13 protein-coding genes are annotated in these 13,967 nt (G+C 66.3%); all 13 read right to left on the reverse strand.

The genetic code is table 11. The features are described 5' to 3' along the window. Nucleotides 1–2: 2 nt before the first annotated feature. From ABIB99_RS21660 to ABIB99_RS21720, 13 genes are read right to left on the reverse strand one after another with little or no spacing between them, the layout of a single operon-like run. Nucleotides 3–1,577, reverse strand: a complete 1,575-nt coding sequence (locus ABIB99_RS21660; RefSeq protein ID WP_354177507.1) for an isochorismatase family protein — start codon at nucleotides 1,575–1,577, stop codon at nucleotides 3–5. Nucleotides 1,578–1,599: 22 nt separating this feature from the next. Further along, nucleotides 1,600–2,448, reverse strand: coding sequence for an N-acyl homoserine lactonase family protein (locus tag ABIB99_RS21665; RefSeq protein WP_028147221.1), 849 nt, complete (start codon nucleotides 2,446–2,448; stop codon nucleotides 1,600–1,602). 30 nt (nucleotides 2,449–2,478) lie between these two features. Beyond that, nucleotides 2,479–3,363, reverse strand: coding sequence for an amidohydrolase family protein (locus tag ABIB99_RS21670; RefSeq protein ID WP_354177508.1), 885 nt, complete (start codon nucleotides 3,361–3,363; stop codon nucleotides 2,479–2,481). After that, nucleotides 3,360–4,481 (reverse strand): vWA domain-containing protein, encoded by a 1,122-nt coding sequence (locus ABIB99_RS21675; RefSeq protein ID WP_354177509.1) that lies wholly within the window; start codon nucleotides 4,479–4,481, stop codon nucleotides 3,360–3,362. Before ABIB99_RS21675 ends, ABIB99_RS21670 begins: the two co-directional genes overlap by 4 nt. Next, complete coding sequence (locus tag ABIB99_RS21680; RefSeq protein WP_071915377.1) at nucleotides 4,478–5,359, reverse strand: AAA family ATPase; 882 nt, start codon at nucleotides 5,357–5,359, stop codon at nucleotides 4,478–4,480. Before ABIB99_RS21680 ends, ABIB99_RS21675 begins: the two co-directional genes overlap by 4 nt. 8 nt (nucleotides 5,360–5,367) lie before the next feature. Further along, entirely contained in the window at nucleotides 5,368–6,390 is a 1,023-nt protein-coding gene (locus ABIB99_RS21685) for a xanthine dehydrogenase family protein molybdopterin-binding subunit (protein ID WP_014496431.1), read from the reverse strand. After that, the gene (locus tag ABIB99_RS21690) at nucleotides 6,390–7,982 is read right to left on the reverse strand and encodes a xanthine dehydrogenase family protein molybdopterin-binding subunit (protein ID WP_354177510.1); all 1,593 of its coding nucleotides are present in this window, start codon (nucleotides 7,980–7,982) and stop codon (nucleotides 6,390–6,392) included. Before ABIB99_RS21690 ends, ABIB99_RS21685 begins: the two co-directional genes overlap by 1 nt. Before the next feature lie 11 nt (nucleotides 7,983–7,993). Beyond that, complete coding sequence (locus ABIB99_RS21695; RefSeq protein WP_038941740.1) at nucleotides 7,994–8,470, reverse strand: (2Fe-2S)-binding protein; 477 nt, start codon at nucleotides 8,468–8,470, stop codon at nucleotides 7,994–7,996. 6 nt (nucleotides 8,471–8,476) lie between these two features. Continuing rightward, nucleotides 8,477–9,295 (reverse strand): FAD binding domain-containing protein, encoded by an 819-nt coding sequence (locus ABIB99_RS21700; RefSeq protein WP_354177511.1) that lies wholly within the window; start codon nucleotides 9,293–9,295, stop codon nucleotides 8,477–8,479. A 2-nt stretch (nucleotides 9,296–9,297) separates the two neighbouring features. Then, entirely contained in the window at nucleotides 9,298–9,741 is a 444-nt protein-coding gene (locus tag ABIB99_RS21705; RefSeq protein ID WP_354177512.1) for an SRPBCC family protein, read from the reverse strand. Nucleotides 9,742–9,746: 5 nt separating this feature from the next. After that, nucleotides 9,747–10,184 (reverse strand): SRPBCC family protein, encoded by a 438-nt coding sequence (locus ABIB99_RS21710; protein ID WP_014496426.1) that lies wholly within the window; start codon nucleotides 10,182–10,184, stop codon nucleotides 9,747–9,749. Between the two features lie 9 nt (nucleotides 10,185–10,193). Then, nucleotides 10,194–13,106 (reverse strand): flotillin family protein, encoded by a 2,913-nt coding sequence (locus ABIB99_RS21715; protein ID WP_354177513.1) that lies wholly within the window; start codon nucleotides 13,104–13,106, stop codon nucleotides 10,194–10,196. Nucleotides 13,107–13,131: 25 nt separating this feature from the next. Continuing rightward, nucleotides 13,132–13,965, reverse strand: a complete 834-nt coding sequence (locus ABIB99_RS21720) for a phosphoenolpyruvate hydrolase family protein (protein ID WP_063984343.1) — start codon at nucleotides 13,963–13,965, stop codon at nucleotides 13,132–13,134. Between the last annotated feature and the right edge of the window lie 2 nt (nucleotides 13,966–13,967).

The following is a 13,967-nucleotide window of genomic DNA, read 5'->3' on the forward strand; positions in this document are numbered from 1 at the left end:
ACTCATCCCAGCGCTCTGATGACGGCGTCCGCCCGGGTGACGACGGCGACGTTCTGCATGGCAAAGTTGATCGAGGCGGAGTGCCAGTCGGCATTCATGGTCGAGCAGCAGTCTTCCGGCACGATCATGAAATAGCCCTTGTCGGCGCCGGTGCGTGCGGTGTGCTCGACCGACATGTTGGTCCATGCGCCGGTGTTGATGATCATGTCGCGGCCGGTGGCTTTCAGGATCGTCTCCAGCCGGGTGCCTTCCCAGGCACTCATCCGCATCTTCTCGACGACGAAATCGCCGGGCCGCGGCTCGAGGCCGGAGACCGGGGCGGCGCCCCAGCTGCCGCGCACCATCGCCTTGCTGTCGACGAGACCCTCGAATAGCGGTGCGTTCAGCGTCACGCCGGGTGCGCCGGGCTCGACCACGAACCAGACATGGATGATGGCGACGCCGCGCGCGCGAGCTGTCTCCGCCAGGCGCCGGACGTTCTCGACCACATGCTGTTGCTTCGCATGACCCGGTGCGCCTGACTCGGCGAACGCGCCGCCATCCATGATGACGTCGTTCTGAAGATCCTGAATGATCATGGCGCAGCGGCTTGGATCGAGCCGCATCTCGCCATCGGCGAGGATGGGTGTGGCAGCCGCGGGGCCGGCACTTGCGCCGCCGCTGCCGCGTTTGCCGCTCATATAGGGCTCGTGGCGCGGCCCGGCCTTGGTCGGGATGGCATAGACCGAATGCGTCGACGTCAGATAGAGCGTGCGGAAGTCCGGGCCACCCCAGGCAAGGTTGGCGACGAGCTCAGGCACGCGGACCTTCCCCAGGAGCTCGCCGCGCGGTGAATAGACCCAGACGCCGCCGGGCGCGGTGACCCAGACATTGCCATGCTGGTCGCACTTCATGCCGTCGGGCAGGCCCGGCTCCAGCTCGGAGCGGATGCTGCTCGCGAACACACGCGCGTTCGACAACGAGCCGTCGCCGTTGACGTCGAATACGCGGATCAGAGCCTGCACGGTGTCGTTGACATAGAGCAGTTTCTCGTCGGGCGAGAAGCACAGCCCGTTCGGCTGGTCGAACAAATTGCGGTCCACCACGAGCTTGGGCTCGCTGCCGGGCGTGACGCGATAGACGCCCTGGAAGCCGAGCTGGCGCGGCCGCTCGACACCATAGACCGGCATGCGACCATACCAGGGATCGGAGAAATAGATGGCGCCGGAGGAGTGCACGCAGACGTCGTTGGGGCTGTTGAGCTCCTGTCCCTGGAAGTGCGAGGCCAGCACCTCGCGCCGCCCGTCCGGCCGCTCACGGATCAGCGACGAGGTCGCGTGCTCGCAGACGATCAGATTGAGCTCGGCATCATAGGTCATGCCATTGCACTTGTTCGACGGGCGCTTGACCTCCGCGACGCCGCGCCGCGCATCCCAGCGCCGCCGCACGTCGCCCGGCATGTCCGAGAACAGGAGATAGTGATCGACCGGATGCCAGATCGGCCCCTCCGTGAAGTCAAAACCCGTTCCGACCTGTGCGACCGGCGCGTAGGGGTCGATCAGGTTCTCGAATTCGGAGCGCAAGGTGACGTGCGTCATCGGTCGATATCCTCAGGTCACGTCAGGCAGGGAACCAGTTGCGCGCAGGCAGCGACTGCACGATCGGGCCGGGGACCTGGTCGTGCAGCCGTCCGACGACCATGCCGCCCTCGATCTTGGCCGGCCTGTCGTGCACCGGCAGCAGATAGCGCGAATTGCTCAGGAGCTTCTTGATCGACGCCTTCTCGGCCCGCTTGCTGGTGCCGTGGTTTCCCGTCGTCCGCGGCTCCCAGTCGTGGATCTCGTTGAATGGCGTGACGATTTGGTCGTTGAAGTCGTAGATCACGTCGCCGCAGATCGTCGCGATCCCGTCGGCAGTCTCGACGATGACGTTCATCGATCCCTCGGTATGTGCATTGGCCGCATCGCAATAGACGCCGGGCATCAGCTCGATAGGACCTGTGATCTCGAGGTCGAGGAAGCGCAGCGCACTCTTGGTGTGCAGCCGGTCGATGAGATGCTTGATGTCGGGCGCCGGATATTGCGGGTGCATCAAGCCGGAAACGGAATATTCGAGTTCTTTCCGGTTGAGGACGACGGTCGTATTCATCGGAAACAGATCGTCCTTGCCGGCGTGGTCGATGTGCAGATGGGTGTGGCAGACGAAGCGGACGTCGCCCATGCGCACGCCGTGGCGGGCGAGCTGGTTCTCGATCATGTGCTCGTGGTATTGCAGGCCGCGCATCCCGAGCGTTTCCATGATCTGGTTGGAGCGGTAACCGGTATCGACCACGACCGGATATTTGCCGCCGAGGATCAAAAAGCCGAGCGTGAGGACGCGGCGTGTGCGGCCGCAGTCGCGGCCGAGGACCAGAAAGCTCGATTCCAGCTCGATATCGCCATAGTCCAGGATCTTGATCTCCAGCGCCATTCGTTTCCCTCCCTGTTCTGTTCTTGTCTGTCAAAGCCGGTAGACGCGCGTTGCCGTCGTCCTGAAGATTGCATCCTGCTGCTGGGTCGTCAGCTTCGTGGCCGCGGCACGAAAGGCGCCGACGAGCTCCCGATAGCTGGTCCACAATTTCTCGATCGGAAAATTGGAGCCAAACAGGCAGCGCTCCGCGCCGAAAATCGCGACGGTATCGGTCAGGACGGCCGCAATGTGCGCGGGATCGTTGCGATGGATGAAGGTGCCGAGCCCGGAGAGTTTCGAGACCACGTTCGGACAGACCGCGAGCCGGGCCATCCCGGCGCGCCAGGCGGCCCGGCCCGCCGGCGAGAGGTCTTCCAGCATGCCGGCATGCTGGAGGATGAAGGTCACCCTGGGGCAAGACTCGGCGAGTTGCGCCGCGTCCGGCATCTGCGGCGTGAAGACCTGGAGGTCAAAGCTCCAACCGTAGTCGGCCAGGCGTGCGATGTTGCGGCGGACCATGGGATCGACGCAGAGATCGGGCTTGGCCGCGAAGCGATAGAGCGGATTGTCGTGCCAGTGCAGCTGCATGCGCACGCCGCGCACGAGCGGGTAGCGCTTCAGGCGATCGAGTTGCGGGCGCACGTCGTCGACGGCGAAATCGGCGTAGGCGACGATGGCATGCGGCCAGCCGTGCTCGTCGGCAGTCTGTTGGACCCAGGCTGCCTCGTCCTCGAAACGGTCGTTGGCCCAGTTGGTCTGGACATAGACCGAACGGGTGACGCCGGTGCCCTTGAGGTCGTCGAGATATTCCCGGATCGGATAATCGCGACGGATCGGCTCGTAGGGTCCAAAGATCCGCGGCTGCATCGGGCCGGTCAGCCAGGGCAGGTCGGCCTGCCGCCAGATGTGATGATGGCCGTCGACAATGTCGCTCACGCCGCTCTCCTCCGTCCCAACGTCAGAATGTGCGCGACAATCGACGCGCTTGAACCGCCATCCACGAGATCATCGACGAAGCGCTGGATGGCCACCAGCGCCTCGGTCTGCGGGCGGAAGTCCGGGCCCGTCGCGAGCGGCGTCAGCCAGCTCACGCGCCAGGCGCGCCGCGACAGCTTTGCGACCGCGTCGCGCAACGCATCGACTTCGCCGCGCTCCAGCCCGTCCGACACGACGATGACGGCCGCGCCTCGCGCGTAACCGCCGAACCGCGGCACCGCGAGGAAGGCTTGCAGCGCGTCGCCGATGCGGGTGCCGCCATCCCAGTCGCTGACGAGGTGCGCCGCCGCGCTCAGCGCCTGCTCGCGACGCTTGAGGCGCAATGGGCGGGTGACGCGGGTCAGCCGCGTGCCGAAGGTGAAGACCTCGACATTGGGCGCGGCCTGCACCAGCGTATGCGCGAGCTTCATGTTCTCCTCGGTGCGCGTCTTCATCGAGCCGGAGACGTCAATCAGCAGCAGGAGTTTTCGTCGGCGCGGGCGCCGCTTCAGGTGCCCGAGCCGCAGGATCTCGCCGTCGCTCCGCACGCTGTCGCGCAAGGTTCGGCGTAGGTCGGCAAACGGCCCGCGGCGGGCGCGCATGCGCCGGTGGCCGCGACGCTGCGGCAGGCGCCGCGGGGCCTCGCGCGCCAGGCGGCGGAGCGCGTCAGTGGCGGAGAGCTGGGCGAAGCGGCGCTCCACCAGCGCCTCGGCGCGCGTCGCGGCGAGGCCAGATTCGTTGGCGTCGTCGGAGAACAGGGGATCCTGTTCGCCGCGGCCCTCTTCCTGGAGCCGGACAGTTTCGTCGTCGTCGCCGTCATCGACATGTTCGATGGCTTCGCTGCCGCGGAAGTGCAGGTCGAACAGCCGGTCGAAGGTCGTGCGGCGCTCGGGTGGCGGGGCGAGCGTGGCCAGCGCCGATTGCCTGATGTCGTTGAGGTCGCGCGGCCCGAGCAGCTCGATCGCGGCGAGATAGGAGGTGGTCTGCTCGGGCGCGACGGCAAAGCCGTTGGCGCGCAGCAGCGCGACGAAGGAGACGAAGATGCGGGCAGCGCGCGGAAGCTCCGGCTCGGTGCTCATGCGGTTGCCTCCGCGAGCATGACGTCGAGCCGTGGCGAGATGAAGTGCAGGTCTTCCTCGTCCTTCAGCGCCACGCCGATCGAGCGCTTGAAGGCGTCGGGCCAGCGCGCACCGCCCTTGTGAAGGAGCGTCGCCGCTTCAGCCCAGTCGACGGCTTCCGCGATGCCTGGTGCCTTGCTGAGCGGCTCGCGGCGCAATTTGCCGACGGCCGCGACGACGGCCCGCGCGGTCGCCTCGGCGACGCTGGAGGCCCGCAGCATCACGATACGCGCCTCCCGCTCTTCGGTGGGATAGTCGATCCAGTGGTAGACACAGCGGCGGCGCAGAGCCTCGTGCAGGTCGCGCGTTCGATTCGATGTCAGCACGACGACAGGACGTTCGGCCGCGCGCACTGTGCCGCGTTCGGGGATCGAAATCTGGAAGTCTGAGAGAAATTCGAGCAGGAACGCCTCAAACTCCTGGTCGGCGCGGTCGATTTCATCGATCAGCAGCACGGTGGAGTCGGGCGCGCGAAGCGTCGCCAGCATCGGCCGCTCTATCAGAAACGTCTCGCCATAGATGTCGATGCTCTCGTCGCCAGCCTGGCGGATCGCGAGCATCTGGCGTGGATAGTTCCACTCGTAGAGCGCGGCCGAGGCGTCGATGCCCTCGTAGCATTGCAGGCGAATGAGGCGGCGGCCAAGGACGGCGGCGATGGCTTTCGCGGCCTCGGTCTTGCCGACGCCGGGGGCGCCTTCGAGCAGGAGCGGTTTGCCGAGGGCAAGGCCGAGATAGGCCGCGGTCGCGAGCCCTTCATCGGCGAGGTAATAGGCTGCCCGAAGCGCCTTTTCCAGCGCCTCGGGGCTGTCGATGCCAACGATGTTGCTGCGGACTGCCATGGCCAGTCTCAGCGTCGCGCCTGTGGCCGCGCGCCGCCCTGGGTCTTGATCGCGCGCAGCACCTTTTCCGGCGTAATCGGCAGATCGTCGATCCGTACGCCGACGGCGTTGAAAATCGCATTCGCGACCGCCGGCAGCACGGGATTGGCGCACATTTCGCCCGGTCCTTTGGCGCCGAACGGGCCATCTGGCGCGGGGCGCTCCAGCACGGCGATATCGTGCGGGCAAATGTCGCCCGGGCCGGGCATCAGATATTCGACGAAGTCGCGGGGGCCGTGAACGGGGTCGGGATAGTGAGGCTCCGTCGTCTCGTAGAGCGCGTGGCTGATGCCCATCCAGGCGCCGCCGACGAGTTGCTGCTCGACCAGGCGCGGATTGAGCGCGCGGCCGAGCTCATAGGCGGAGTCCATGCGGACCATCGCGACTTCACCGGTCTCGTCGTCGACCTCGACCTCCGCCACGAGACAGGCATGGGCGTAGCAGGTCGCCGGCGACATCTCGCCGGTTTCGGGGTCGACGTTGGACAGAGGCACGAGGAATATGCCGCGGCCGGAGATGGTCTTGCCCTGCTTGAACTGGGCGGCGATGGCGACGTCCTTGGTCGAGATCGAGCGATGCGGCGCACCCTTGACGTGAATGTTGCCGCGGCCGTCGGTTTCGAGATCGGCGGCGTTGACCTCGAGCTCCTCGGCGGCCGCCTCCATCATCACGCCGCGCGCCTCGCGAGCCGCGGCCATCACGGCATTGCCGACGCGATGGGTGCCGCGCGAGGCGAATGAGCCCATGCAATGCGGACCGGTGTCGGAATCCGCGGTATCGACATAGACGTCCTCGACGGGAACGCCCAGCGTCTCCGCGCAGATCTGCCGCGTCACCGACTTCATGCCCTGGCCGAGGTCGATCGATGACAGCGCCACCGTGAACTTGCCGCTCGGGTTGGAATGAACCAACGCCTGGCTGGGATCGCCGCCGAGATTCATGCCGATGGGATAGTTGATCGACGCCATGCCGCGTCCGCGATGCCGGGTCATCAGCGCCTCCTGGTGCCGAACACGGAGGAGAAGCGGGGCGCGCCATGCGAGGGCGCGGCCGGCCGCGGTGGAGGTGGCGACGGCGCAGCGGGCGGCGGCTCGCGCGGTGGTTCGCGGGTGACGGTGGGCGGGAGCCGGTCATAGCTGGTGCGCTGCTGGGCCGGCGCGGCCGGCCGGCTGCGCGAATCCGTGGGTGTCGGCGGGATCACGGCGCGGCCGCCGCCGCCGTCCTTGCGCGACGACGCTCGCTTGAACTCCTCGCGGATCGGCCATTTCGCCTTCTCGGCGGCGACCTGGACGCATTCGATCAGCGCGGTGTTCTTGGCTTCGCGCCGATGCGCCTTCATGTCGCCGTCGCGATAGGCATTGAGGATCCGGAACTCCATCGGGTCCATGCCGACGAGGTTCGCCAGCTTGTCCATCTGGCACTCGATCGCAAAATCCATCGCGGTGACACCGAAACCGCGCATCGCCGTCGCGGGCGTCCGGTTGGTGAAGACGCAATAGACGTCGCCATAGACATTGGGGATAGTGTAGGGCCCGGGAAGATGCGCGGCGCATTTCACTGCGGCGTAGCTGGAAAGCCTCGTATAGGCGCCGCTGTCGAAATAGGCGCGGATCTTGCGCGCGACGATGCGGCCATCGCGCATCACGCCGTCCTTGATGTAGATGCGCTCGGCGCCGCGGGGCGGGCCGTACTGCATCTCCTCCTCGCGCCCGAACACGTAGCGGACGGGACGCCCGGTCAGCATCGCGCCCAGGATCGCGAGTGGCTCGGTCAGCGTATCCACCTTGCCGCCAAAGCCGCCGCCGACCGTGCCGCCGATGAAGTGGAAGGTGTTGGATGGCAGGTCCAGGATCTTGGCGCAGGTGTCGACCGAGAAGAACAGCGCCTGCGTCGAGGTGTAGACGACGTAGCGGCCATTGGTGTCGGGCGCGGCGATCGCGCCATTGGTTTCGGTCGGCGCGTGCTCGATCGGAGACATCTGGTAGCGCTGTTCGAGCACGTGGTCGGCGGTCGCGAGCGCGGCGTCGGCATCACCGAAGCGCAGCTTCTGGTGATCATGGACGTCGTGATAGATGAAGGCGTTCTTCGGATAGGTCTCGTTGACGACGGGCGCCCCGGACTTGAGCGCGTCCTCGACGTCGAGCACGACCGGCAGCGGCTCGTAGTCGATCCGCACCTTTGCGATCGCCTCGAACGCCTCGCGCTCGCTGTCCGCGACGATGGCGACGACCGGCTCGCCCTTGTAGCGGACCTTGTCCGCCGCCAGCGTAGGCTCGTCGTCCTTGCCGAAGTTGATGAGGCTGAGAAGCGTGTTGAGATTGCGCGGCACGTCGGCGCCGCGGATGATCCGACGTACGCCGGGCGAGCGTTCGGCTTCCGTGGTGTCGATATGGCGCAACCGCGCGTGCGCCTGCGTCGAGCGGACCACTTTCAGATGCAGCATGCCCTGAAGCTTGTGGTCGTTGAAATAGCTCGACGTGCCCGTGACATGGCCGAGCATGTCCTGGCGCTGAGTGCCCTTGCCGATCTCATTGAGATTGTCGTCGCGCTCGTCGGCGAAAATGTCCTTGCGCAGTTCCAGCATGACAAGATCCTTTAGGCACTGGCCCGGCCGCCCGAAGCGGCGAGGATGGCATCGATGATGGGTTCGTAGCCGGTGCAGCGGCAGATGTTGCCGGAGATCGCCTCGACGACCTCGGCGCGGCTAGGCTGCGGATTGCGATCGAGCAGCGCCTTTGCGGCCATCAGCATGCCCGGCGTGCAATAGCCGCATTGGGCGGCAAAATTGTCGGCGAAGGCGCGCTGGAGCGGATGCAGGTTCGGGCCCTGCTTGAGGCCGTCGAGCGTCTCCACCGATCGGCCGGCGACGGTTTCCGCTAGCGTCAGGCATGACAGGTGCAACTCGCCGTCGATCAGCACACTGCAGGTGCCACAGCCGCCCTGGCCGCAGCCGAATTTCGGCGTCATATCGCCGATCAGTTCGCGCAGAGCGACCAGCAGATTGGTGCCGCCATCGACGAAGATCGCGACGTCGCGGCCGTTATGACGAAATTGCAGGGCGGTCTTGGCCATGACGAGCTATTCCTGACCCGAGAGGAGACGGCGCAGATGGACGCCGGCGATCTCGCGGCGATACCAGGCGCTGCCGAGCGCGTTGTCGAAGGGGGAGGTGCCCTCGGTGACGGCGGAAGCCGCGGCCCCGATGGTCGCGGCATCCAGCGAACGTCCCTCGAGCACACGCTCGGCGGCGCGTGCCCGAATCTGGGTCGGCGCCATCGAGCCCAGCGCGATCCGTGCCCCGGCGATCCGTCCGCCGCTGATCGGCAGATGGGCTGCGAGCGTAATGACGGAGCCGCCCTTTGGCTTGATACGGGCGACCTTGTGGTAGCGGAAGGCGTCCGCGCTCGCCGGCCGAGCGCAGGACACCGAGAGCACCAGCGTGCTGGCCTGCCGCTCGCGCGACTGCAAGAACTCTTCGATGGCGATGTCGCGCGTGCCAAAGCTGCCCTGCACGGCGACGGTGGCATCGAGCGCCAGCAGCGCCACCGTGAAGTCGCCATAGGGACTTGGCGCGAACAGGTTGCCCCCGACCGTGCCCATGTTGCGCACCGCAGGTCCGCCGATCGAGCGGGCAGGGGCGTGCAGGAAGCCGAGGTCGCGCTCGGCGAGGATTTTTGCGAAGGTGATGCCGGCCCCGAGCGTCACACGCGGGCCCGACGCGTCGATCCGGGTCAGGGCCTGGTCGCTGGCGCGGATGACGGTCGAGACGGAGACGTCACCCTCGTTCAGCGCCCGCATCACCAGCGTGCCGCCGCCGAGATAGCGTGCGCCGCGATCTGCAGACAGCGCGCCGGCCGCTTCGCTGGTGCTGGCAAAAGTCTTCACTGTCACGGCCATTGCTATGCCGCCTCCTTCAGGTGCCGGCGGATCGCCTCGAAGCCGGCTTGATAGATGTCTTCCGCGACCATGTGGACGATGCGATCGCGGTCCTCCGGCCTGGTGCTGAAGTGTGACTCCCAGTGCCAGAAGGTGCGGTCGCCGTCGGTCACCGGCAGCAGGCGGACATGCGCCACGTAGTTGAACATCGGCACCGGCGTATCGAGCAGGCAGTAGCTGAAGGTCTGCTCGAGATCGGAGAGCGCCAGCAATTGCTCGCGCAGCTCAGCTCCGTCCTGCAGCTTGAAGCGCCTGACACAGCCGATCTTGTCAGGGGAGTGCGCGCGCTCGATCGTGGAGGTCGCGACCGCCGGATGCCAGCGATCGTGTCCGTTGAAATCGCGCAGCACGTTCCACACCGCATCGGTGGACGCATCCAGGATCGTGCTTTTCACGATATGCGGCACGGAGCTCACCCTCCGAACTGGCGCTTGAGGGCGTCGAAGCCGCCCTGGAACACGCCGCCGCCGATATTGCCGACGAGCTCCGCTTCCCGTTCGGGTGCGCAGTCGAACTCGGCGGTCCATTCCATGAAGGTCTGGTCGCCGTCGGTGACCGGCGTCAGCCGCAGCGTCGCGACATAGTTCTCGACGCCCATGGGGGATTCCAGGATCGAATAGGTGCAGAACATGTCGTAGTCGGAAAGGCCGAGCAGCTTTTCGCGGATGCGGTCGCCGTTGCGCAGGCGGAAATCCCTGACACAGCCGATCTTGTCCGAGGGCTCGCCGCCCTCGATACGGCTTTCCGCGATCGCGGGATGCCAGTTCGGCATGCCGTTGAAGTCGCGCACCCGCGCCCAGACGCGATCGTTGCGCGCATTGACGACGGTTGAGACATAGACGCGGGCCATGATGCGACCTCAGCTCTTCTTCCGGGGGCTGCGCTCCGCGGGCGGCTCGCCCTCGGTGGAAGGCGAGGGAGCTGCAGCCGGCTTCTCGCCGCCTCCGCCTCCACCGCCGCCCTTGCGGGCGGACTCCTTGATGCCTTGCATGTCGCGGGCCTCGCGGATCAGGCCCGGCATCTTGGCGAGGCTGCCGCCCTCGACGCCGATATCCGCCAGAAGCGAATCGATGAGCGGCGCCTGGACGCGGTAGCGCAGCGCCGAGTCGATCACCTCGTCGGTGGCGCTGCGGCCGCCATTGCCACCATGGCCGTTGCCGTTGAGGCCGTCGACCTGGAGGATGCGGATGCCCTCGATCTTCTCCATCGGCTTGACGCTCTCGCGCACGATGCCTTCGATGCGGTCGAGCAGCTTTCTGCGGAACAGCGAGTAACGAGCCTGGTCGGTCAGTACGTTCTCGGCCTCGTTGAGCAGCCGCTGCGCCTCGGCCTCGACGGCCGCGCGAACGCGCTCGGCTTCGGCTGCAATTCGGGTCTCCTCGGCCTGCTTCTCGGCGATCACGATTTCCACGCTCTTGCGACGCCTGGCGATCTCGTTTTCACGTGCGGTGATGACGCGCTCGGTGGCCTCCGTCGCATGTATCCGCGCTTCCTCGGCCGAGGCCCTGGCGGCGGATTCTTCCAGCGACTTCAGGTGGATCGCGATCGCCTTCTCCATCAGAACGGTCTCGACCTCCTTCTCGCGATTGACTTCGAGCTTCCGCAGCTCGCGTTCACGGCCGATGCGGGCTTCATCCAGGCCGCGATCGGAGGCAATGCGGGCGCGCTCGACCTCCTCGCGCGCGGCAATCTCGGCTTCCTGCAGCGACTGGACGCGGGCGACCTCGAGCTGCTCGATCGAACGGCGGCGTTCGATCCGCGCCGCCTCCAGCGCCTGCTCGCGTGAGACGTCGGTGGTCTCGACGTCCTTGCGTGCGACGATCTCGGCCTGCTTGACCTGGCGGTCGGCGTCGATGCGTTCGGAGCGCTTGGTGGAGAGCGCAATGACGCGGTCTTCGTCCGCGATCTCGATCGCCTTCTTCTGCTCGATATTGAGCACTTCGCGCTTCTTGGACGAATTGATCCGCTCGGACTCCAGCGCGAGATCGACGCCGATGCGCTGGCGCTCGATTACGTCGCGACGCTTGAGGTCGGCTGCCTCGACTGCGGCGGTCCGCTCGATCTCCAGCGCCTTGGTCTCCCTGTCGGCCTGGATCCGTTCGGCCGCGATCGCCTTCTCCTGCGCGATGCGCGCGGCCTCGATCGCTTCGCGGGAGGCGATATCGGCCTCCTCGACGGCGCGGTTGCGGGCGATCTCGAGCGAACGAACTCGTTCCTCCTGGGCGATGCGGGAGGCTTCGGTGGCTTCGCGCGCGCTGATTCCCGCAACGTCGAGTGCCTGGTTCCGCTCGATCTCCAATTGCCGCGTATTCTGCTCGGCGGCGATGCGCTCTGCGGCAAGCGTTCGCTCACGGGCGATGCGCGCAGCCTCGACCGCGCGCTGGGCCTCGATCTCGGCTTCCTGGATCGTGCGCACCTGCTGGATCTCAAGCGCCCGGGTGCGCTCGTCTGACGCGATGCGCTCGACATTGACAATCATGGTCTGGGCGATGCGGGCCTTTTCGGTCGCTTCGCGGGCGGCGATCTCGGCCTCGTCCACGGCGCGGGTCCGCTCGATCTCGCGGCGCCGTGTCTCTTCTTCATTGGCAATACGGGCGTCGGTCACCACCCGGTCCTGCTGGATACGCGCCTTCTCGATTGCCTCGCGGGCGGCGATCTCGGCCTCCTCGATCGTACGCATCCGCTCGATTTCGCGTTGGCGCACCTCGCGCTCAGAGGCGATGCGGCTGGTGTCGATCGAGCGCTGGTTGGCGATCCGGGTCTTCTCGACCTCCTCGCGGGCGAGCAGTTCCTTCTCCTCGATGGTGCGGGTGCGTTCGATCTCCCGCTGGCGTGTTTCGCGCTCCGAGGCGATACGGGCTTCCGCGATCGCCTGGTCGTTTGCGATGCGTGCCTTCTCGATGGTCTCCCGTGCGGAAATCTGCGCCTGCTCGGCCTCGGTCTCGCGCAGGGCCCGCTCACGTGCGACCTCGGTGCGTTGCAGGGCGCGGCGCATCTCGATGTCGCGCTCCTGCTCGAGGCGGGCCGTCTCGCTTTCGCGCTCGATCTCAAGGGCCTGTCGCTCGGCCTCCAGATTCCGGGAGCGGATCTTGATCATCGAATCCTGCTCGATGTCGTTGCGCAGCTTGCGCTTGGCCTCGATGTCCTCCATCAGGCGTGTCAGACCTTCGGCGTCGAAGCGGTTCGAAGGGTTGAAGAATTCGAGATCGGTCTGGTCGAGATCGGTGATCGCGACGGATTCCAGCTCGAGTCCGTTCTGAGCGAGGGCCTCAGCCGCGTTCGCCTTGACGCGGGCCACATACTCGCCGCGCTGCTCGTGCATCTGCTCCAGGGTCATCTCCGAGGCAATCGAACGGATCGCGGAGATGAATTTGCCGGCGAGGAGGGCGTGGAGCTTCTCGGGCTCCATGGTGCGGCGGCCGAGCGTGGCGGCGGCGATGGACACGGCTTCGCGGGTCGCCTGAACGCGGACATAGAAGTCGGCCTCGATGTCGACGCGCATGCGGTCCCGGGTGATCACGGCGTCCTGCCGGGAGCGCACGATGCCCATCGGCTGCACGTTCATGTTGACCGGCGTATAGTCGTGGATGAAGGGCAGCACGAAGGCGCCGCCGTTGATCACGACGCGCTCGCCGAGCAGGCCGGTCCGGACGAATGAGGTCTCCTTGGAGGAGCGATGGTAGAGCCAGTTCACGATGTAGACGCCGACCACGATCACCACGATGGCGACGATCAGCCAGAGGATCAATTCACCGACCAGAGTCCCTGACATATTTCCCTCCCTCGACCTTCCGGCGTTATCGCGCGCCGATCGCCTTGAATTTGCGTACCTGATCCGTCAGCGCCCGCTCGACCGGCAGCCGCTCCATCGAGGAGGCGCCGTAAAAGCCGTGGCAGTAGCGGGTGTTCTTCATGATGAAATCGGCGTCGTCCGGATCGGCGATCGGTCCGCCGTGGGCGAGCACCAGAATGTCCGGATTGACGCTGAGCGCGGCGGAGGCCCAGGTGTCGATGCGCGCCGGGCAATCCTTGAGCTTGGGCGCGGTCTGCGCGCCGATGGTGCCCCCGGTCGTGAGGCCGAGGTGACAGACGATGATATCCGCGCCCGCGATCGCCATCGCGGCGGCTTCCTTCTCGGTAAAGACGTAGGGCGTCGTCAGCAGGTCCTTCTCGCGCGCCTTGGCGATCATGTCGATCTCGAGCGCGTAGGACATGCCGGTCTCTTCGAGATTGGCGCGGAACACTCCGTCGATCAGGCCGACGGTCGGAAAGTTCTGCACGCCGGCGAAACCGAGCGCCTTCAACTGGTCCAGGAAAACGTCCATGTCGCGGAACGGATCCGTGCCATTGACGCCAGCGAGCACCGGCGTTTTGGTCACGACGGGCAACACTTCGCCGGCCATCTCCAGCACGATGGCGTTGGCGTCGCCATAAGCCATCAATCCTGCGAGCGAGCCGCGGCCGGCCATGCGATAGCGGCCGGAATTGTAGATGACGATGAGATCGACGCCACCGGCTTCCTCGCACTTGGCCGACAGGCCGGTGCCGGCGCCGCCGCCGATGATGGGCTCGCCGCGCTTTGCCATGTCGCGGAAGCGTTTCAACAGTTCTGCGCGTTCAAACCGGGCCATCG

The sequence above is a fragment of the Bradyrhizobium sp. LA6.1 genome, from assembly GCF_040547805.1.
Lineage (GTDB): Bacteria > Pseudomonadota > Alphaproteobacteria > Rhizobiales > Xanthobacteraceae > Bradyrhizobium > Bradyrhizobium barranii.